15 protein-coding genes are annotated in these 18,028 nt (G+C 64.1%); 8 read left to right on the top strand and 7 right to left on the bottom strand.

Going from position 1 to position 18,028, the window contains the following annotated elements; translation table 11 throughout:
* Nucleotides 1-79: 79 nt before the first annotated feature.
* From fdxA to ACXJ7R_RS08915, 5 genes are all read right to left on the bottom strand, one after another.
* Entirely contained in the window at nt 80-418 is a 339-nt protein-coding gene (fdxA, locus tag ACXJ7R_RS08935; RefSeq protein ID WP_095089463.1) for a ferredoxin FdxA, read from the bottom strand.
* A 234-nt stretch (nt 419-652) separates the two neighbouring features.
* The gene (locus tag ACXJ7R_RS08930) at nt 653-1,051 is read right to left on the bottom strand and encodes an RNA-binding S4 domain-containing protein (RefSeq protein ID WP_095089461.1); all 399 of its coding nucleotides are present in this window, start codon (nt 1,049-1,051) and stop codon (nt 653-655) included.
* Between the two features lie 17 nt (nt 1,052-1,068).
* Nucleotides 1,069-4,464, bottom strand: coding sequence for a helicase-related protein (locus ACXJ7R_RS08925; protein ID WP_457151521.1), 3,396 nt, complete (start codon nt 4,462-4,464; stop codon nt 1,069-1,071).
* A 774-nt stretch (nt 4,465-5,238) separates the two neighbouring features.
* Nucleotides 5,239-5,964, bottom strand: a complete 726-nt coding sequence (phbB, locus tag ACXJ7R_RS08920; RefSeq protein ID WP_457151520.1) for an acetoacetyl-CoA reductase — start codon at nt 5,962-5,964, stop codon at nt 5,239-5,241.
* Between the two features lie 93 nt (nt 5,965-6,057).
* Complete coding sequence (locus ACXJ7R_RS08915; RefSeq protein ID WP_457151519.1) at nt 6,058-7,236, bottom strand: acetyl-CoA C-acetyltransferase; 1,179 nt, start codon at nt 7,234-7,236, stop codon at nt 6,058-6,060.
* A gap of 297 nt (nt 7,237-7,533) precedes the next feature.
* On the opposite strand from ACXJ7R_RS08915, the gene phaR reads away from it, so the two are divergent.
* Nucleotides 7,534-8,142: a polyhydroxyalkanoate synthesis repressor PhaR gene (gene phaR / locus ACXJ7R_RS08910; RefSeq protein ID WP_457151518.1), complete on the top strand. Its 609-nt coding sequence runs from the start codon at nt 7,534-7,536 to the stop codon at nt 8,140-8,142.
* Nucleotides 8,143-8,181: 39 nt separating this feature from the next.
* On the opposite strand, the gene ACXJ7R_RS08905 is transcribed toward phaR, so the two are convergent.
* Complete coding sequence (locus ACXJ7R_RS08905) at nt 8,182-9,324, bottom strand: citrate/2-methylcitrate synthase (RefSeq protein WP_457151517.1); 1,143 nt, start codon at nt 9,322-9,324, stop codon at nt 8,182-8,184.
* A gap of 92 nt (nt 9,325-9,416) precedes the next feature.
* Here ACXJ7R_RS08905 and ACXJ7R_RS08900 point away from each other — a divergent pair, with 92 nt between their 5' ends.
* Together ACXJ7R_RS08900 and ACXJ7R_RS08895 are read left to right on the top strand one after the other, a co-directional pair.
* Entirely contained in the window at nt 9,417-10,505 is a 1,089-nt protein-coding gene (locus tag ACXJ7R_RS08900) for a citrate synthase/methylcitrate synthase (RefSeq protein WP_457151516.1), read from the top strand.
* Nucleotides 10,506-10,720: 215 nt separating this feature from the next.
* Nucleotides 10,721-11,851 carry a patatin-like phospholipase family protein gene (locus ACXJ7R_RS08895; protein WP_095089447.1) on the top strand — a complete coding sequence of 377 codons (1,131 nt, stop codon included), beginning with the start codon at nt 10,721-10,723 and terminating at the stop codon, nt 11,849-11,851.
* A 28-nt stretch (nt 11,852-11,879) separates the two neighbouring features.
* On the opposite strand, the gene ACXJ7R_RS08890 is transcribed toward ACXJ7R_RS08895, so the two are convergent.
* On the bottom strand, nt 11,880-12,479 hold the full coding sequence (locus tag ACXJ7R_RS08890) for a TetR/AcrR family transcriptional regulator (protein ID WP_457151515.1): 600 nt from the start codon (nt 12,477-12,479) through the stop codon (nt 11,880-11,882).
* 127 nt (nt 12,480-12,606) lie between these two features.
* On the opposite strand from ACXJ7R_RS08890, the gene ACXJ7R_RS08885 reads away from it, so the two are divergent.
* The 5 genes from ACXJ7R_RS08885 to ACXJ7R_RS08865 form a co-directional block, all read left to right on the top strand.
* On the top strand, nt 12,607-13,068 hold the full coding sequence (locus ACXJ7R_RS08885) for a (2Fe-2S)-binding protein (RefSeq protein WP_457151514.1): 462 nt from the start codon (nt 12,607-12,609) through the stop codon (nt 13,066-13,068).
* Between the two features lie 2 nt (nt 13,069-13,070).
* Nucleotides 13,071-15,344 carry a molybdopterin cofactor-binding domain-containing protein gene (locus ACXJ7R_RS08880; protein WP_457151513.1) on the top strand — a complete coding sequence of 758 codons (2,274 nt, stop codon included), beginning with the start codon at nt 13,071-13,073 and terminating at the stop codon, nt 15,342-15,344.
* Nucleotides 15,341-15,946 carry a hypothetical protein gene (locus ACXJ7R_RS08875; protein WP_457151512.1) on the top strand — a complete coding sequence of 202 codons (606 nt, stop codon included), beginning with the start codon at nt 15,341-15,343 and terminating at the stop codon, nt 15,944-15,946. The genes ACXJ7R_RS08880 and ACXJ7R_RS08875 overlap by 4 nt, the downstream gene beginning before the upstream one ends.
* A 157-nt stretch (nt 15,947-16,103) precedes the next feature.
* The gene (locus tag ACXJ7R_RS08870) at nt 16,104-17,276 is read left to right on the top strand and encodes an efflux RND transporter periplasmic adaptor subunit (protein ID WP_457151511.1); all 1,173 of its coding nucleotides are present in this window, start codon (nt 16,104-16,106) and stop codon (nt 17,274-17,276) included.
* 80 nt (nt 17,277-17,356) lie between these two features.
* On the top strand, nt 17,357-18,028 hold a 672-nt coding region (locus ACXJ7R_RS08865; RefSeq protein ID WP_457151510.1), incomplete at its 3' end, for an efflux RND transporter permease subunit.

The following is an 18,028-nucleotide window of genomic DNA, read 5'->3' as shown; positions in this document are numbered from 1 at the left end:
CAGTTAAGCGCCGCCTGTCAAGGCGCTTTATGTGGCCTGTCTCTTACCCAACGTAATACCAGCCTTTGCGGACCTGTTGTCAATCGCCTTCGCCGGGCTCGGCCGAGAAGTATTTCTCGAACTTACCGGCCTCGCCGTCGAAGGATTTGGCGTCGGCCGGAGGTTCCTTCTTGGCGGTGATATTGGGCCATTTCTCGGCGTATTCGGTGTTGATCTGCAACCATTTGTCGAGCCCTGACTCAGTGTCGGGCTTGATCGCGTCGGCCGGGCAYTCCGGCTCGCAGACGCCGCAGTCGATGCACTCGTCGGGRTGGATGACGAGCATGTTCTCGCCTTCRTAGAARCARTCGACCGGRCAGACCTCGATGCAGTCCATRTAYTTGCAYTTGATGCAATTGTCGGTCACGACATAGGTCATCGGTCGGCTCCGGGACGTCCCATTTTGTTGGGCTTTTTCCGTGAGGTAACGCCTTTGCCCGCCGCTTGCAAGGGCAGCCATGCCTGGTGGCATCGGCGTTTCCGAAATGGAATTCCAGACTGCAGGCCCGGTAGGGATCGGTCAGGTCCCGCGAAGTGCCTTGTTTGCCGGGTTCAGGGTTCGTTTTGTGCGTCTCGTTGCCCCAAAATCGTCGCGCACTTTTTGGCCGACCCATCAGTCATCACCAAGCAAGCGGTCGGTCTGGCGGCGTTCCTTCTTCGTCGGGCGGCCGCTGCCGGCCTCGCGCAGCGCCGGAATTGCATCGGGAGGGGCTTCGCCCGTCGGCGCGGGCGGCGGCGAGATATCCTCGTACAGCGTGCGTGCCTCCTCGGCCGGACCACGCCGCACGCCGGCGGTCAGCACCTTCCAGACGAAGATCCGACGATCAAGTGTGATGGTCAGGACGTCTCCAGGCTTGACCAGATCGGAGGCCTGCGCTGCTTTGTCGCGATTGATGCGAACCCGGCCGGCGACCACAAGTTTCGCCGCCAGCGAGCGCGATTTCACGGCGCGCGAGAAGAACAGCCATTTGTCGATGCGCTGGCGGTCTCGGGCAGCCGTTGGGGCAACCATCGACGCGAGCCCTGAGTCTACTTCTTCAGCTGGTCGCGCAAAGCCGCGAGCTTGGCGAAGGGCGAGTCCGGATCGAAGCGCACCGGGCGCTCCTCGCGCGGCTTCGGCTGGAAGGTCGGCTTTCCGCCGCCCTTGCCTCGATCGGGGCCGCCACCCTTGCCATCCGGCCTGCCGCCCTTCCAGTCGGGCCGACCTTCGCGTCGGTCGGGGCGCTCGCCTTGTGGGCGGCCTTCACGACGCTGCTCGCCCTCGCCCTGCGGCTTGGGCTTGAACTTCGAGCGGTCGAAGCGCGGCTTGCCGGTGCCGTCGCGCCGCCCCTCGTGGGCAGGACGTTCTCCAGGCGTGGCTGCGGCCGGCGCACCGGCAGCATCCGCAGGCGCGTCGTTTCGGCCGCGCGCCTGTCCGTTGCGCGAGCGATTGTTGCGGCCGGGATGGCGGGGGCGCTGTTCGAAACGGCCCTGACGCCACAACAGGATCGGCTTTGGGGCCTCGGCTTCCGGAGCGGGCTCGCTGGCGGCTGCATCGGCTACCACGACAGGCTCGTCCGACGTCACTTCAGCCGCGGGCGCAGCTTCGGAAACTGGCTCGGCCGATGCAGTCGCGACAGGTTCGGCTTCCGTCTCTGGCTCGGCAGCCAGCACGGGTTTGGCGACCGCGTCGGCGACGGCCTCCGTTGCTGCTTCTTCCGTGGCTTCGGCCGGCGCTTCGGGTTGTTCTTCCGCGACCGGCTCGGCCGCCGCTTCCGCTATGGTTTCGACAGGAATTTCGGCGGTGGCCTCGACAGCGGCAGCCGGCTCCGAACCTTCGACCGGCGCCTCCGCAGCCGCGTCGACCGCCGTGGCTTCCGCTGCCTTGGCCTGCTCGGCCCGTGTGGCCTCTTCAGCCGCGGCCTTCGCCGCCGCCGCTTCGCGCGCGGCATTGTCCTGCGCCTCGAGCCGCGCCTTGACCTCGACGGCCGGCTTCGGCTCGGCACGGTAGCCGAGACCTTTCAGGATCTCTTCCATGTCGTCGGCGGTGGCGCCGAGGATCGACATCATCGGCGGCGTCACCATGAAGGACTGGCCGTCATAGGCGCCGTCCGGCCGTTGGCCGAGACCAGGCTTCCAGTTGGTCGCCGGGCGGATCAAATCCGCCAGCCGCTCCAGAATGTCGATGCGCACCGCGCGGCGGCCGAGATTGCGGTAGCCGGCAAGCTTGTAGAAGGTCTTGTCGAAAGTGGGATCGATGACCACCGAGGTGCGGCCGGAGGCGAGTGCATGGACCACGTCGCCAAAGCCCGGCTTGTCCTTGCCGTCGTTCTTCAGCGCCCACAGCAGCGTCACCAGTCCGGCTGGCGCCGGCTTGATCAGCGCCGGCACGAAGACATGGTAGGCGCCGAAGCGCACGCCGAGCCGTCGAAGGGCTGCACGGCCCTCCTGGTCGAGCGACTTCATCTCCTCGGCAATGTCGCGGCGGTTGATGAGGCCGAAATTCTCAACCAGTTGGAAGGCGATACCGCGGCCGATGCCGGCAATCTGATCGCCGTTCTTCAGGTCGACCAGCGGCTTCAGCAGCAACTCGATCTGGAAATTGACGAAACGTTCGGCACGCGCCGCGACCTTGTCGCGCGCCGGGCCGGTCAACTGTTCGTCGGCCAGCAGCACGAGGCGCGGCTTGAGCGTGTCTTCGCCGGCAACCAGTGTGCCGATCGGCGCGCCGATCCAGCGCAGCGTGCCATCCGAGCCAAGTGCGATGTCGCCATTGGCGCTAGCACCGAAGCGTTCGGCGCGCGCCTCGAATTCGGCGGCCAGCGCCTTCTGGGCGGCGGTGCGCACCGCCTTGGCGTCTTCGCCGCCGGCGGTCTGGTCGGCGGTGAAGCGGAACCCTTGCAACTCGCCGACATGGTGGCCTTCGACAAGGACGGTTCCGGTAGGACTAATTTCGGCTTCAGGCATGGTATTTTCTCTAAGGCGCCGCATGAGGACGGAAGTCCTGCGGTCTACGAAGCGTTTCGTCAACCGCTCATGCAGCGCATCCGACAATCTGTCTTCGATTTCGCGCGTCTTTTCCTGCCAGTGTGCCTGATCGGCCAGCCAGCCGGGCCGGTTCGACACGAATGTCCAGGTGCGGATCTGGGCAATGCGATGCGACAGCGTGTCGATGTCGCCTTCGGTGGTGTCGGCGCGGCGCACCTGCTCGGCCATGTAATTTTCATCGACATGGCCATGCCGGGCGAGGTCCGTATAGATCGAAGCAATGAGGTCGGCATGCTGGGCCGGCGCGATCTTGCGGTAGTCGGGCAGCGCGCAGGCTTCCCACAGCAGCGCCACGCGTTTGGCGTTGGTGGCGAGTGCGCGGATGTCCTCGTCGCGCGACAAGTGCTCGAGCGCCTGCGCATCGACGGCAGGCAGTGCCCGCGTCAGCCCCTCGACCGGGGCGTTGGTCTCGATCGAGCGTTTCAGCGCGTCGAGGCTGGCGAAGTCGAAATGCGCGGTGCGCCACTGCAGCACCTTCACCGGGTCGAAGTCGTGGCCTTCGATCTTCTTGACCAGATCCTCGTCCAGCGGATCGACCTGGCCGGTGACGCCAAACGTGCCGTCGCGAAGATGCCGGCCGGCGCGGCCGGCGATCTGGCCAAGCTCGGCCGCCGTCAGGTTGCGATACTGATAGCCGTCGAACTTGCGGTTCTGGGCGAAGGCGACATGATCGAGATCAAGGTTGAGACCCATGCCGATGGCGTCGGTGGCGATCAGATAGTCGACGTCGCCCGACTGGAACAGCGCCACCTGGGCGTTGCGGGTGCGAGGCGACAGCGCGCCGAGCACGACGGCGGCGCCGCCCTGCTGGCGGCGGATCAATTCAGCGATGGCATAGACCTCGTCGGCGGAGAACGCGACGATCGCCGTGCGCCGCGGCAGCCGCGTCAGCTTCTTCGAGCCGGCATAGGCGAGATGCGAAAGCCTCGGCCGCGTCACCACGGAGACGCCCTTCAAGAGGCGCTGGAGGATGCCGTGCATGGTGGCCGCACCCAGCAGCAGCGTTTCCTGGCGGCCGCGCAGGTGCAGGATGCGGTCGGTGAAGATGTGGCCGCGCTCGAGATCGCTGGCCAACTGCACCTCGTCGATGGCGACGAAGGCGGCGTCGGTCTCGCGCGGCATGGCCTCGACGGTGCAGACCGAATATTTGGCGCCGGGCGGCTGGATCTTCTCCTCGCCGGTGATCAGCGCGACCTTGTGGGCGCCGACCTTTTCGCAGACGCGGCCATAGACCTCACGCGCAAGCAGCCTGAGCGGCAGGCCGATGATGCCGCTCTCGTGCGCCACCATGCGCTCGATGGCGAGATGGGTCTTGCCGGTGTTGGTCGGCCCAAGCACGGCGGTCACGTCACGGCCCGACAGGATCAGCGGCTCGGTATGTTTCGACTGGATGTTCATCGACCTGGAAATAAGGCTTTCTGGTCTCTCGTTGTCGGGAGCGTGCCTCAAGTGGCGCGTATGACAGGCGACACATAAGGATTTCGAGCGCGAAGCGAAAGCGGAATGTTCCACCGGCGGCTCGAAGTCGTCTCCTGTCAGGCTCCAGATTGGCTGCGGGTTAACAGTTGGAACGAGTCTGGAACGAATCGGACACGAATCAGTGACTCGACCAGATTCAGCTTTTGTTCACGGCTACATATGGATTTTGTGACCATGAGTCTCACCACATGCTGAATCAACGAACTGGCCCGTTTCATGCAGGGCGAGCTCTGCCGTTAACCTTTGCCGGCGAACGACTGGAATGCCTTGGTCAGCCTCATCCAAGATTATGAAATTGTTAACCTTTCCTAAACGGCGTTAAGGATTTGACGGGCGATTCCGGCTGTCGTCGTTAACACTCCGCTCAAAGCCGGAACGAACCGGCTACGAATCGGCGATGCCAGAATCTTCCCGTTTTGTTCACCCCAATATCTTGTGTTGCGAACAGCTTATCCACCAAGAATCCACAGGCTGCAGAGCCGCTTTTGCACAAGGCGGCCGGTGGCTGTTAACCTCTGCGTGCCGGATTGGGTCAGCAGCCGGCGTGGGGCAGGCCGAAGGCATAAAGCCGCCGGCAAAAGACGGACCGGTTTGCCGGCCCGTCGATCTCGCCACTCACACCGGCGCTTCTGCCGTCTGGACAGAAAATCGCTTCACACTTTTCCTGGGATGCTTCAGGCGAAGTGAATTGCTTCAGGCGAAGTATTGGCCGCCATTGGCTGTGATGGTCGAGCCGGTGATGAAGCCTGCATCTTCGGATGCGAGGAAGACGACGCAGCGCGCGATCTCTTCCGGCTCGCCGAGGCGACCGATCGGGATCTGCGGGATGATGCGCTCGTTGAGCACCTTCTCGTCGATCGCCTTGACCATTTCGGTGGCGATATAGCCGGGGCAGRTGACATTGACGGTGATGCCGGCGCGGGCCCCTTCCTGGGCGAGCGCCTTCGAAAAGCCGATGTCGCCGGCCTTGGCGGCGGAATAATTCACCTGTCCGGCCTGGCCCTTCTGGCCGTTGATCGAGGAGATGGTGATGACACGGCCGAACTTGCGGTCGCGCATGCCGCTCCACAGCGGATGCGTCATGTTGAAGACGCCCGACAAATTGGTGTCGATGACCTCTTTCCACTGTTCGCGCGTGATCTTGTGGAACATGGCGTCGCGTGTGATGCCGGCATTGTTGACCAACACCGAGACCGGACCGAGATCAGCCTCGACCTGCTTGATGCCGGCGGTGCAGGAATCATAGTCGGCGACCGACCATTTGTAGACCGGGATGCCGGTCTCGGCCTTGAATTTCGCCGCCGCGTCGTCATTGCCGGCGTAGTTGGCGGCAACCGAATAGCCGGCGTTCTTCAATGCGATCGAGATCGCCGCGCCGATGCCGCGCGATCCGCCTGTGACGATTGCTACCTTGGTCATGCGTTTCCCCTATTTTGATATCGCCCTGTTGTCGGGCTTGGCAGGCACTGCATACCGACCGGGCGGCTCGCGCCGCCCGTTCAGGTGATATCCCTAGAGCGCTTCCACGCACATGGCGACGCCCATGCCGCCGCCGATGCACAGGGTGGCGAGGCCTTTCTTGGCGCCGCGCCGGCGCATCTCGAAAACCAGCGTGTTGAAGATGCGGGCACCCGACGCACCGATCGGATGGCCAATGGCAATGGCGCCGCCATTGACGTTGACGATCGAGGGATCCCAGCCCATGTCCTTGTTGACGGCGCAAGCCTGGGCGGCAAAGGCCTCGTTGGCCTCGATCAGGTCGAGATCGCCGACCGACCAGCCGGCCTTCTCCAATGCCTTGCGCGAAGCCGGTATCGGACCGGTGCCCATGATCTGGGGGTCGACGCCGGCGGTTGCCCAGGACACGATGCGCGCCAGCGGGGTGATGCCGCGCCTCACCGCTTCGGCTTCGCTCATCAGCACCGCACCGGCGGCGCCGTCATTGATGCCGGAGGCGTTGGCGGCGGTCACCGTACCGTCCTTGTCGAAAGCCGGCTTCAGCTTGGTCATGGCGTCGAGCGTGGCGCCGTGGCGGATGTACTCGTCCTGGTCGACAATGGTGTCGCCCTTCCTGCCCTTGATGGTGACGGCGACGATCTCGTCCTTGAACTTGCCGGCCTTCTGCGCCGCCTCGGCCTTGTTCTGCGAGGCGAGCGCGAACTGGTCCTGATCGTCGCGGGTGATCTGGAACTGACGAGCGACGTTTTCGGCGGTGTTGCCCATGTGGTAGCCGTTGAAGGCATCCCACAGTCCGTCCTTGATCATGGTGTCGATCAGCTTGAAGTCGCCCATCTTGACGCCGGCGCGCAGGTGCTGGGCATGCGCCGAAAGCGACATCGATTCCTGTCCGCCGGCGATGACCACCTTGGCATCGCCGGTGGCGATCTGCTGCATGCCGAGCGCAATGGCGCGAAGGCCCGAGCCGCAAACCTGGTTGAGGCCCCAGGCCGTGGTTTCCTTGGGCAAGCCGGCATTGATCGATGCCTGGCGGGCCGGGTTCTGACCCTGAGCGGCGGTCAGCACCTGGCCGAGGATGACCTCGTCGACCTCGCCTGGTTCGACACCGGCACGCGACAGCAGTTCCTTGATGACGATAGCACCGAGCTCATGCGCCGGGGTGGTGGCGAAAGCGCCGTTGAAGGAGCCGACCGGCGTGCGCGCCGCACTGGCAATGACGATGGAAGCGGACATTTTCTTCTCCAGACTTCAAGGGTGTTGTTCTGTCGTTGAGGACTTTTCTTGCCCTTTCCAGAACCCAAGTCAAACCGGAAATGGGCATGGCGCCCATGCGCTGCAAGCACATCGCACCTTGCGATGGCGCTACTCTGTCCGTTGCTGCGCAGCATATTTTGCCTGCTATGCAGCATTTAATGATGCCGCAGTGCACAAACTGCTTGGAATTGTGAGGCTTTTGCGCATATCCTCAAAAAAGGCACAATCGTTACCGGCGGCTTACTCGGGGGCGCCGGTGTCCCGGGGAGGATGCAGATGGCCGCGAAAGACGATCCGATCATCATCAAGAAATACGCCAATCGCCGCCTCTACAACACCGGCACCAGCACCTATGTGACGCTCGAGGACCTCGCCGAGATGGTCAAGAAGGGCGAGGAGTTCACCGTCCAGGACGCCAAGACCGGTGACGACATCACCCATCCGGTGCTGACCCAGATCATCTTCGAGCTGGAGAACAAGGATGGGCAGAACATGCTGCCGATCCCGTTCCTGCGCCAGCTGATCGCCTATTACGGCGACCAGATGCAGATGATCGTGCCAAGCTTCCTCGAACAGTCCATGCTGGCCTTCTCCAAGGAGCAGGAACGCTTTCGCGAGCAGATGAAGGGTGCGCTCGGCAAGTCGCCGCTGGACATGATGAAGATCACCACGCCGATCAAGGCGCTGGAGGAGCAGACGCGCCGCAACATGGAAATGTTCCAGAATGCAATGCGGCTGTTCACGCCCTTCCCGCCGCCGGGTTCCGCGCCAGCCGCGGCCCCGGCCGAGCCGGCCAGGAAGGAAACACCGGAAAAGCCCGACGACCTTCAGGATCTGAAGGATCAGATCGCCGCCATGCAGCGCAAGCTCGACACGATGTCGTGAGCGGTTCCGATCGAAAGACCCGCTAGCCGGCACATGCCGCTATAGCGGCAGCAATCCCTCATAGCGGCCGCGTGGCCTGATGACACTTCCACTTGTCAATTGTTCGATCGTGTGCGCGGCCCAGCCGACGCTGCGTGCGAGTGCGAACAGGCGGAACGGTGCATCGCGCGGCAAGCCAAGGCCGCGTGTCAGCACGGCCAATGCGAAGTCGATGTTCGGGCGCGCGCCGGTCGCGGCAAGGGCCGCATCACGCAGCGATTGAGAGAGATCATCGATGTCGATCACGCTCAGTAATGCCGCCGCGCGGGGATCGCCGTCGGGATAGAGCGGATGGCCGAAGCTCGGCAGCGGCCGGTCATGGCTGAGCCAGCGCCGGATCGCCGCCTCGGCACCGTGCCGCCCCGCATCCTCGGCCAGTTGCATCACCGCTTCGCCGGCGCCGCCATGGCGAGGGCCTGACAGTGTCGCCAACCCAGCGAGCAGGCAAGCGGCCATCGGCGCTCCGGTCGAGGCCGCGACGCGGGCGGCGAAGGTCGATGCGTTGAGTTCGTGGTCGGCGAGCAGGACGAGCGCGCGGCGGATCGCATCGGCTCCCGCTGCATCCACCGACCAGTCCCGCGCCAATCGCCGATGAACTGGGTCTGGTCCCGCTGATGCGCCCAAGGCGCTGGCCAACACGCCGACCGCGTGCGTGGCATCGGCATGCAGCGAGGTGGCGCTGCGCCCGAGTGAAGGCCGCCCCTGGCCGGCAAGCACGGCAAGTTGCGCAAAGGCCGAGGCCCTGCAGGGTTGGTGGGCCGCATCCGCCGCCGGCGCCCGGAAGGCCACCGGTTCTGGCAGCGCCCAGAGCACTGCCGCTGTTTCTTCCAGCGTGGCACTCGCTGAAAGCGCAACGGCGTCCTGGCCACGATAGACAAGATGACCGTGCAGGACGGTCGAGATCGAGGTGACGATCGACGGTTCGCCCCAGGCAATGGCGCTTTCGGCGATGGCCGACGGGCTGCGTCCACGCGCCCTTCGCGTTGCCAGTATCGCTATGTCGTCGGCACGATATTGGCTGCGGCGCGGATCGGCGCGGTCCGGTTGCATGCCGATGCGGCCGCGGCTGACATAGGCGTAGAGTGTCTGGGGCCGCACCTTGAGCCTTTCCAGCGCCTCTTCCCGCGACAACCACTCGGACATATCGAACTCTGATATTGATTATATTGATCAAGATTGATCGGCAGATTGCCTAGCCTTATCTCTGATACGGAAATGGATCAAGGAGGCAGGCTATGGCGAATGGGCTCGACGACGTTGTGGCGGCTGAAACCGTTCTCTCCGATGTGGATGGTCTTGGCGGCCATCTGACCATCCGCGGCCATTCCCTGCGGGACCTGGCCGGACGCTGGAGCTACGCGCAAGTGGTCAGCCTGCTGCTCGATGGCTTCTTCGAAGACCTTCCCGGCGATGCCGAACTGGCGCGAGCGCTGGGCCAGGCGCGCGCAGAAGTGTTCGAGCGGCTTTTGCCCTCATTGCCCTTGCTGACTCCGCTCGACGTCTACAGCGCCATGCGCGCCGGCATGGCGTTGCTGCCGGACGGCGAGACTTTGCCGGACGCGCTACGGCTGGTTGCGGCGCCTGCGGTGCTGACGCCGGCCCTGCTTCGCCTACGGCGCGATGAGACGCCCATCGCGCCGGACAGCCTGTGCGATCATGCCGCCGACATGTTGAGGATGCTCAGCGGTCGTGCCGCCTCGCCGGCGCTGGCGAAGGCGCTCGACACCTATCTGGTGACAGTCTGCGATCATGGCCTCAATGCCTCGACCTTCGCCACCCGCGTGGTCGCGTCGACGCAGGCCGGCTTGACATCGTCTGTGCTGGCCGGGCTCGGCGCGCTCAAGGGGCCGCTGCATGGCGGCGCGCCCGGTCCGGTGATCGAGATGCTGGATGCGATCGAGGCGCATGGCGATGCCGCCGGCTGGCTGCGCGACGAGGTCGCGCATGGCGAGCGCATCATGGGCTTCGGCCATCGCATCTACCGCGTGCGCGATCCGCGTGCCGACGTGCTGAAAGCGGTCGTGCGGCAACTCGGCGGCGAGAGCGAAACCGGTCGCCGGCTGGCCTTCGCGGAGACAGTGGAGCAGGCCGCGCTCGACGTGCTGCGGATCGCCAAGCCGTCGCGCTCATTGCAGACCAATGTCGAGTTCTACACCGCGCTGCTGCTGGAGGCGGCGGGTTTCCCCAAAGAGGCATTCAGCAACGTCTTCGCCGCCGGGCGTGTCGCCGGCTGGATTGCGCACGCCCGTGAACAGCAGACGACCGGACGGTTGATCCGGCCGCAGTCGCGCTATGTCGGGCCGGTGCCGGACCTCGTTGCCTGAGGCTGTCTGGCTGTTTCGATGGATGCCGCCTCCTCCGCTCCGAAGCGGCGAGGCGGTTCTTCATGAACGAAATTTCATGTGATCACGCGACCGTGTTCGTGTTCTTGCCTTGGTCAGGACTTATATGCTGCACTGCAACATAAGTCCGCTGTAACCGAACCGTCCCGATCCTCGGGCGTGATGAGGCCTGCAGCATCCAAAACGACAGGAACGCCATGACGAAAAACGGCAAGGCGGAGGAAACCAAGAAGATCAACATCGCGCTTCAGGGCGGCGGCTCGCACGGGGCCTTTTCCTGGGGTGTGCTCGACCGGCTGYTGGAGGATGGCAGGCTGGAGATCGCAGCGGTGTCCGGGACCAGCGCCGGCGCCATGAACGCGGTGGCGCTAGCCGACGGCTTCGTGCGTGGCGGCGTCGAGGGAGCACGGCAAAAGCTCGATGATTTCTGGCGCGCGGTGGCGGCAAAGGGCCGGTTCAGCCCGGTGCAGCGCATGCCGTGGGATGTCGCCTGGGGCAATTGGTCGATCGAGAACACGCCGGGCTATGTCTTCTTCGACACCATGTCGCGGGTATTTTCGCCTTATGTCGCCAATCCGCTCGGCCTCAACCCGCTGCGTGACGTCGTGCAGAAGGAGATTAATTTCGCCAATGTTCGCGCTTGCAAGTCGATGGAACTGTTCATTTCGGCGACCAATGTCGAAACCGGGCAGTTGCGCGTCTTTTCCGACGGCGAGATCGATCTCGACACGGTGATGGCCTCGGCTTGCCTGCCGCAACTGTTCCGCGCCGTCGAGATCAAGGGCGTACCCTATTGGGATGGCGGCTATGGCGGCAATCCGGCGCTTTATCCGTTCTTCAAGACGGCGGCGACCGAGGACGTGCTTCTGGTGCAGATCAATCCGGTGGTGCGGGAAGGAACGCCAAGGAGCGCCAACGAGATCCAGAACCGCATCGACGAGATCACCTTCAACGCCGGGCTGTTGCGCGAATTCCGCTCGATCGCCTTTGTCAAGGAGCTGATCGCCGCCGGCCGCCTGCCGCATGGCGAGTACCGCGACATCCGCATGCACCGCATCGATGCCGACGAGGCGTTCAAGGACCTGTCGGCGTCGTCGAAGGTCAATGCCGAATGGGCGTTCCTGAGCTATATGCGCGATCTCGGCCGCACCGCCGCCAGCGACTGGCTGGAGGAGAATTACGATGCGGTCGGCAAGCGCCCGACGCTCGACCTGTCAGGGGAGCTCGATGACGGCTTCAAGCCGGTGCGTGGTCCCGCACCTGGCCGGCGGGTCAAGGAATTCCTCGCTGTGCGCAAGAACCCGGAGGCAGAGCGCCGTCGCGCCTGACCCGAAAACACAGCCTGGCTTCTTGGCTTCATCCAGCTTTTAGGGTCAGGTCGATCACCCTGATCAGGGCGGCGGCGGCCTGCCGCTGCCCGCCTGGATCGCTGATCCGCGCCTTCATGCCCTCCAGCCCGTCGAGCAGCATGTCGGCAAGCAGTTGCGCCGACAGGCCCTTGGCGGTGAGATCGGCGCCGTTCCTGGCAGCCTCGCCGTCGATCGCGGCGGCGATATGTTCGACAAGACCGCCGCGCCAGCAGCCGACCAGATCGCCAAGGCTCGATTTCATGTCCAGCAATTCGGCGCCGTGCGGCGACGCAACGACCGCGCTCATCATCGAGATGAACGCCTCGTCGATGGCTCGCGTCATGCGTTCAGTGAAAGCGCCATCGCCGGCCAGGGCCATTTTCGCCGACTCGACCGAGCGCGACAGCACCATCATGGCGATGGCGCGGAAAATGTCGGTCTTGTTCTTGAACAGGAGATAGAGCGCCGGCCGCGACATGTCGGCGGCGCGGGCGATGTCGTCCATGGTGGTGCGGGAGAAGCCATAAGCCAAAAACACCTTCATTGCGCCGTCCAGGATACGGACGCGTTTGGGGTCAGCGGCGGCGATGTCTTCGATCTGATTCATGAGACAACATTATCCTGTAAAAATCTCAATTGACAAAATGACGTAATTTGTCAATCTGTATCGAGACGAAGCGACCCAAGAGGACGCTTCGCCTTTGGGCTGTGGACGACAACAAAAGGGTATCCCCATGCGCCTCACCGTCGATGGGCAGTCATTCGACATCAACGCCGATCCCGACATGCCGCTGCTGTGGGCGTTGCGCGATCTCATTGGCAAGACCGGACCGAAGTACGGCTGCGGCATCGCCGCCTGCGGCGCCTGCGCCGTGCATGTCGACGGTCAACCGGTGCGCTCCTGCTCGCTCCCGGTCGGCGAGGTCAGCGGCGCCGTCACCACCATTGAAGGCATTGGCACGGCGGACAAGCTCCATCCCGTGCAGCAGGCATGGCTGGAGGAACAGGTCGCGCAATGCGGCTACTGCCAGGCCGGCCAGATCATGAGCGCGGTGGCACTGCTCGACGAGGTCGCCGATCCCAGCGACGCCGACATCGACAACGCCATGGGCGGCAATCTCTGCCGCTGCGGCACCTATCCGAAGATCCGCTCGGCTATCAAGAAGGCTGCCGCACTCAAGACGGCGGGGCGCTGACCATGGCCAGTGTCGGAAAGATTGCTCGCCGCACGTTCCTGATCGGCGCGGCTGCCGTGGCGGGCGGCGTGGCCGTCGGCTACTACTATTATCGCAAACCGTTTCCGAACCCGCTCGAGACCGACCTCGGCAAGGGTGAGGCGACGTTCAACCCCTATGTGAAGATCGGCGCCGACAACACCATCACCATCGTGGCGCCGCGCGCCGAGATGGGGCAAGGCATTTCGACGACGCTGGCCGTCATGGTCGCCGAAGAGCTCGATGTCGGTCTCGATCAGGTCAAGGTCGAGCCCGGCCCGGCCTCCTATGCCTATTACAACGCCGCGATCCTCGAAGAGGGCGGCCCGTTCGCCTTCTTCGACGAGAGCATGACCGCGCAGGCGGTGCGCTCAGGTCTCGGCGTGGTCGGCAAGCTCCTTGCTATCCAGGCCACCGGCGGCTCGGCTTCGGTGCGCGACGGTTTCGACAAGATGCGCCAGGCGGGCGCCGCAGCCCGCCAATTGYTGATCGCCGCGGCGGCGCAGAAACTCGGCGTTGCCGCCGCCGACCTGGAAACGGCCAATGGGTCGATCCTGCATAAGGCATCTGGCAAGTCGCTGACCTATGGCGCGGTTGCCGCGGCTGCCGCCGCCATGGCACCGCCGGCCGAAGTCAGGCTCAAGGACAGGGCCGACTGGAAACTGCTGGGAAAGCCGCAGAAGCGCATCGACATGCTGACCAAGGTCACCGGGGCACCGATCTTCGGCATCGATGTCAGGCTGCCAGACATGCTCTACGGCACGGTCAAGATGAGCCCGCGCTTCTGGGCCAAGCCGGTCAAGGCGGATCTCGCCAAAGCCGAAAAAATGCCCGGCGTGATCAAGATCGTAGCGCTCGAGACGAATTACGGTCATGGCTTCGGCATCATCGCGGAAAATACCTGGGCGGCCTTCAAGGCGGCCGATGCCATCGACGCCCAATGGGCGGATCCCGAATATCCGCTCAGCAGCGCCGCCATTTCCGACGTGCTCAAACAGGCGCTCGGCACCAAGGGTTCGGCGATGCGTGACAATGGCGATGTCGATACCGCGTTTGCCGACGCGCCACGCGAAAGGATGGTCGAGGCAGACTATGCGGTGCCCTATCTGGCGCATGCGACGATGGAGCCGATGAACGCCACGGTGCGCTTCAAGGACGGTGCCCTCGACATCTGGTGCGGCAACCAGGCGCCGACCCTGGTGCGGCAGCTTTGCGCCAACGCGGTCGGCATCGAGCAAGACAAGGTCGCCGTGCACACCACCTTCATGGGCGGTGGTTTCGGCCGCCGCGTCGAGATGGACTACGCGCTGTGCGCCGCACTGATGGCGAAGGCGACAGACGGGCGTCCGGTCAAGGTGACGTGGACGCGTGAAGAAGACATGCGCCACGACGCCTACCGGCCGGCCGCAGTCGGCAAGTTCCAGGCGCGGCTCGGCGACGACGGCATGCCGGTCGCCGTCGACATGAAGATCGCCTCGCCATCCATGATGGCCAGCACCTTGCGCCGGCTTTTCCCCTCGATATCGCCGCTTGGACCCGACAAAAGCATCGTCGACGGCGCCTATGACCAGCCCTACACCATCCCGAACTATCGGGTGAGCGGTGTCGCCGCCCCTGTCTCCATTCCCGTCGGMTCCTGGCGATCGGTCGGCAGTTCGATCAACGGTTTCTTCCATGAGGGCTTCATGGACGAGATCGCCACAGCCGGCAAAATCGATCCGGTCGAGATGCGCAAGAGGCTGATGGCCGCCTATCCCTCGGCGGTGAAGGTGGTGGAGAAAGTCGCGGCGATGGCGAAATGGGGCGAGGCGCTGCCCGCCGGCAAGGCCAAGGGCATGGCCTTCACGCTGTCCTTCGGCAGTTGGGTCGGCGAGATCATCCAGGTGGCGGACACTCCGGCCGGCATCCGCATCGAAAAGGTGTGGATCGCCGCCGATGTCGGCACCGCGCTCGATCCGGGCATCATCGAGGCGCAGCTGATTTCCGCCGCTATCTACGGTCTTTCAGCGGCCATGGGACAGGAGATCACCTTCGCCGACGGTATGGTCGAACAGTCGAACTTCCACGATTTCGACGCCATGCGGATCTTTCAGTGCCCGGTCTTCGAAGTCGCCATCCTGGAAAATTTCCACAAGATCGGCGGCGTCGGCGAGGTTGGCACTCCGCCGGCCGCGCCGGCGCTGGCCAATGCCATCTTCGCGCTCACCGGCAAGCGCATCCGCACGCTGCCTTTATCGAAAACGGTGGCCTTCGCGTGAAGTGGCTCCTCATCATGCTGACGCCTGCTGCCATGCTCGTCCTCGCGGCGCCGTTCGCAACCGCACAGGAGAGCCAAACACCACCGAGCCAGACAGTCGACACGACCAAGGGCCTGTCCGAATGGGACAAGATTTATGCGGTGTTCTCACATCCGCGCTGCGCCGATTGTCATGTAGCGGACGACCGGCCGCGCTGGTCGGGTGCGCATTATGGCGGCACGCGCGTGCACGCCTTCAATGTCCAGCGCGGTGACGACGGATCGGGCTTCGGCAATCCTGGTCTGCGCTGCACGACTTGCCATTTCTCAAGCAATTCCAACGCATTGCACGGGCCGCCCGGAGCCGACAACTGGCGCCTGGCGCCGGCCGAGATGGCCTGGTTCGGGAAATCCTCCGCCGAAATCTGCGCCCAGATCAAGGACCCGGCGCGCAATGGCGGTCGCAGTTTGGACGATATCGCGCTGCATGTTCGCGACGACAGGTTGGTCGGCTGGGGCTGGGCGCCGGGGTCGAACCGTGAGCCGGCTCCGGGTTCGGCTGAAACAACCTTTCAAGCGATCGAAAACTGGATGGCGGTGGGTTCACCTTGCCCTGTGCCGTAATGGTCTTGCAACTTTAAGGCTATATCGCGGTGCAACTTTGATGTAGAAGCGCGCTTCGCCGATCACGGCAAATTGAAGATGGCCCGGCGCGCACCCATATCGGCGACGCGCCCGCGTTATGAGGACGCTGGCCGAATCCGCAGTGGAAAAAACGACGATGAGAATCAGGTTTCACAAGCTTGCAGCCGTTGTTGTGCTCATTGGTTTCGCGGCCTGGATGGCGACGGGCGAGTTTTCGTCGGTCGGCAGCGTAGCCGCCAACAAAGCCAAGGCTGCCGAAGTCGAGAAGGGCAAGGCGCCGGACGCGAACAAGCCCAAGGCGGCTGAAGCCGAGCCGAAGGCCCCGTTGCGCACCGTCGCGGTGGTGACGCCGCCGCGCAAGACCTATGCGCGCGCCATTCGCATTTCCGGGTTGACCGAAGCCGACAAGCGGGCCGTGCTGGGGACGCGCGTTGCCGGTGTCATCGACAAGTTGCCGGTCAAGCAGGGCCAGCACGTCAAGACCGGGGATCTGGTGCTGATGCTTGCGGCCGAGGAAAAGATCTCCATGGTCGACAACGCCAAGCAATTGGTAGTGCAGCGCCAGGCTGAGTTGGACGCAGCTCTGCGACTGATGAAGTCAGGCAATTTGCCGAAGCTGCAGCTCGATACAGCGCGCTCGAACCTGACTTCTGCGCAGTCGATGCTGGAAACGGCACAGGCCTTACTCGAGCGCAATGAGGTGAGGGCACCTTTCGACGGCGTTATCGACCGAGTGCCGGTGGAACTCGGCAGTTCCATCATGGAGGGCGGCGAGGTGGCAACCATCCTCAAGCTTGACCCGGTGATCGCCCGCGGCGAAATCAGCGAGCGCGACCTCGGCTACCTCAAGCTCGGCGACAAGGCCAATGTCCGGCTGGTCAGCGGCCAGACGGTCGAAGGCACCGTGCGCTACATCAGCCGCGACGCCTCGTCGGCGACCCGCACTTTCCGCGTCGAGGTGGCGATCCCCAATGGCGACGGCTCCGTGCCCGCCGGCATGACGGCGGAAATCGCGCTCAACGCTCAACCGACCGACGCGGTCGTGCTGCCGCGCTCGGTGGTGACGCTGGGCGACAAGGGCGACCTCGGCATCCGTGCCGTCGGCAAGGACAACAAAGTGGCGTTCTTCCCGATCGACCTCGTCGACGACACACCGACCGGCCTTGTGCTCGGCGGCATCCCGGCCGACGCGCGCATCATCGTCGCCGGCCAGGAACTGGTGAAGGAAGGCGATGTGGTCAATCCGGTCGAGGCCGACCAGGCGACCCTCCGGAAGCTGCTGGGCGAGGCGACCGCCGGGACGCAGTAGCAGGGGTCGCGACGGACCAGCCCTGGGCGGGGACAATCGGCTGCGACGCAGCTCCTGAAATTCGAAAACAGGCGTTAGCCATGGATATCGTCAGACTCGCAATCAACAATGCCCGCCTGACCATCTCGGTTCTGGTCTTCCTTCTGCTCGCAGGCTGGGTTGCTTATCAGTCAACGCCAAAGGAAGCGGAACCAGACGTTCCGATTCCGATGATGTATGTCAGCCTGATCTATCAAGGCATTTCGCCCGAGGATTCGGAGCGTCTTCTGCTGCGGCCGATGGAAAGCAAGCTGAAGAGCCTGAAGGGCCTCAAGGAAATGCGCTCAGCCGCCTTCCAGGGCGGCGGCTACGTGCTGGTCGAGTTCCAGCCGCAGACCAATCTGGCGACGGCACTGCAGGACACGCGCAGCAAGGTGCAGGATGGCAAGGCCGACCTCCCGCAGGCGGCTGAAGAACCTGTTGTTACCGAGGTCAATATCTCCGAATTCCCCGTCCTCGTCGTCACCCTGTCAGGCGAATTGCCCGAGCGTGTGCTGACCGCTGCCGCGCGCGAACTGCGCGACCGCATCGAAGAAGTGCCCGGCGTTCTCGAAGGCTCGCTGCAGGGCGCGCGCGACGACCTCGTCGAGGTCGTCATCGACCCGATGAAGCTGTCTTCCTACGGGCTGCAGCTCGATCAGCTGATCGGTGCGGTCGGCAACTCCAACAGCCTGGTCGCCGCCGGCAATATCGAGGGCTCCGAGGGCAAGTAC

This window comes from Mesorhizobium sp. P5_C1 (genome assembly GCF_054049815.1).
Note: the sequence above shows the minus strand (reverse complement) of the source record. Positions and strands in the feature narration are given on the sequence as shown.

What these genes read in the sequence shown, in the direction of transcription:
- phaR (WP_457151518.1), top strand. Translation starts at nt 7,534, where the DNA reads ATGGCCGCGAAAGACGATCCGATCATCATCAAGAAATACGCCAATCGC.
- ACXJ7R_RS08915 (WP_457151519.1), bottom strand. Translation starts at nt 7,236, where the DNA reads ATGTCCGCTTCCATCGTCATTGCCAGTGCGGCGCGCACGCCGGTCGGC.
- ACXJ7R_RS08900 (WP_457151516.1), top strand. Translation starts at nt 9,417, where the DNA reads ATGGCGAATGGGCTCGACGACGTTGTGGCGGCTGAAACCGTTCTCTCC.
- ACXJ7R_RS08885 (WP_457151514.1), top strand. Translation starts at nt 12,607, where the DNA reads ATGCGCCTCACCGTCGATGGGCAGTCATTCGACATCAACGCCGATCCC.
- ACXJ7R_RS08870 (WP_457151511.1), top strand. Translation starts at nt 16,104, where the DNA reads ATGAGAATCAGGTTTCACAAGCTTGCAGCCGTTGTTGTGCTCATTGGT.
- ACXJ7R_RS08930 (WP_095089461.1), bottom strand. Translation starts at nt 1,051, where the DNA reads ATGGTTGCCCCAACGGCTGCCCGAGACCGCCAGCGCATCGACAAATGG.
- ACXJ7R_RS08925 (WP_457151521.1), bottom strand. Translation starts at nt 4,464, where the DNA reads ATGAACATCCAGTCGAAACATACCGAGCCGCTGATCCTGTCGGGCCGT.
- ACXJ7R_RS08905 (WP_457151517.1), bottom strand. Translation starts at nt 9,324, where the DNA reads ATGTCCGAGTGGTTGTCGCGGGAAGAGGCGCTGGAAAGGCTCAAGGTG.
- ACXJ7R_RS08890 (WP_457151515.1), bottom strand. Translation starts at nt 12,479, where the DNA reads ATGAATCAGATCGAAGACATCGCCGCCGCTGACCCCAAACGCGTCCGT.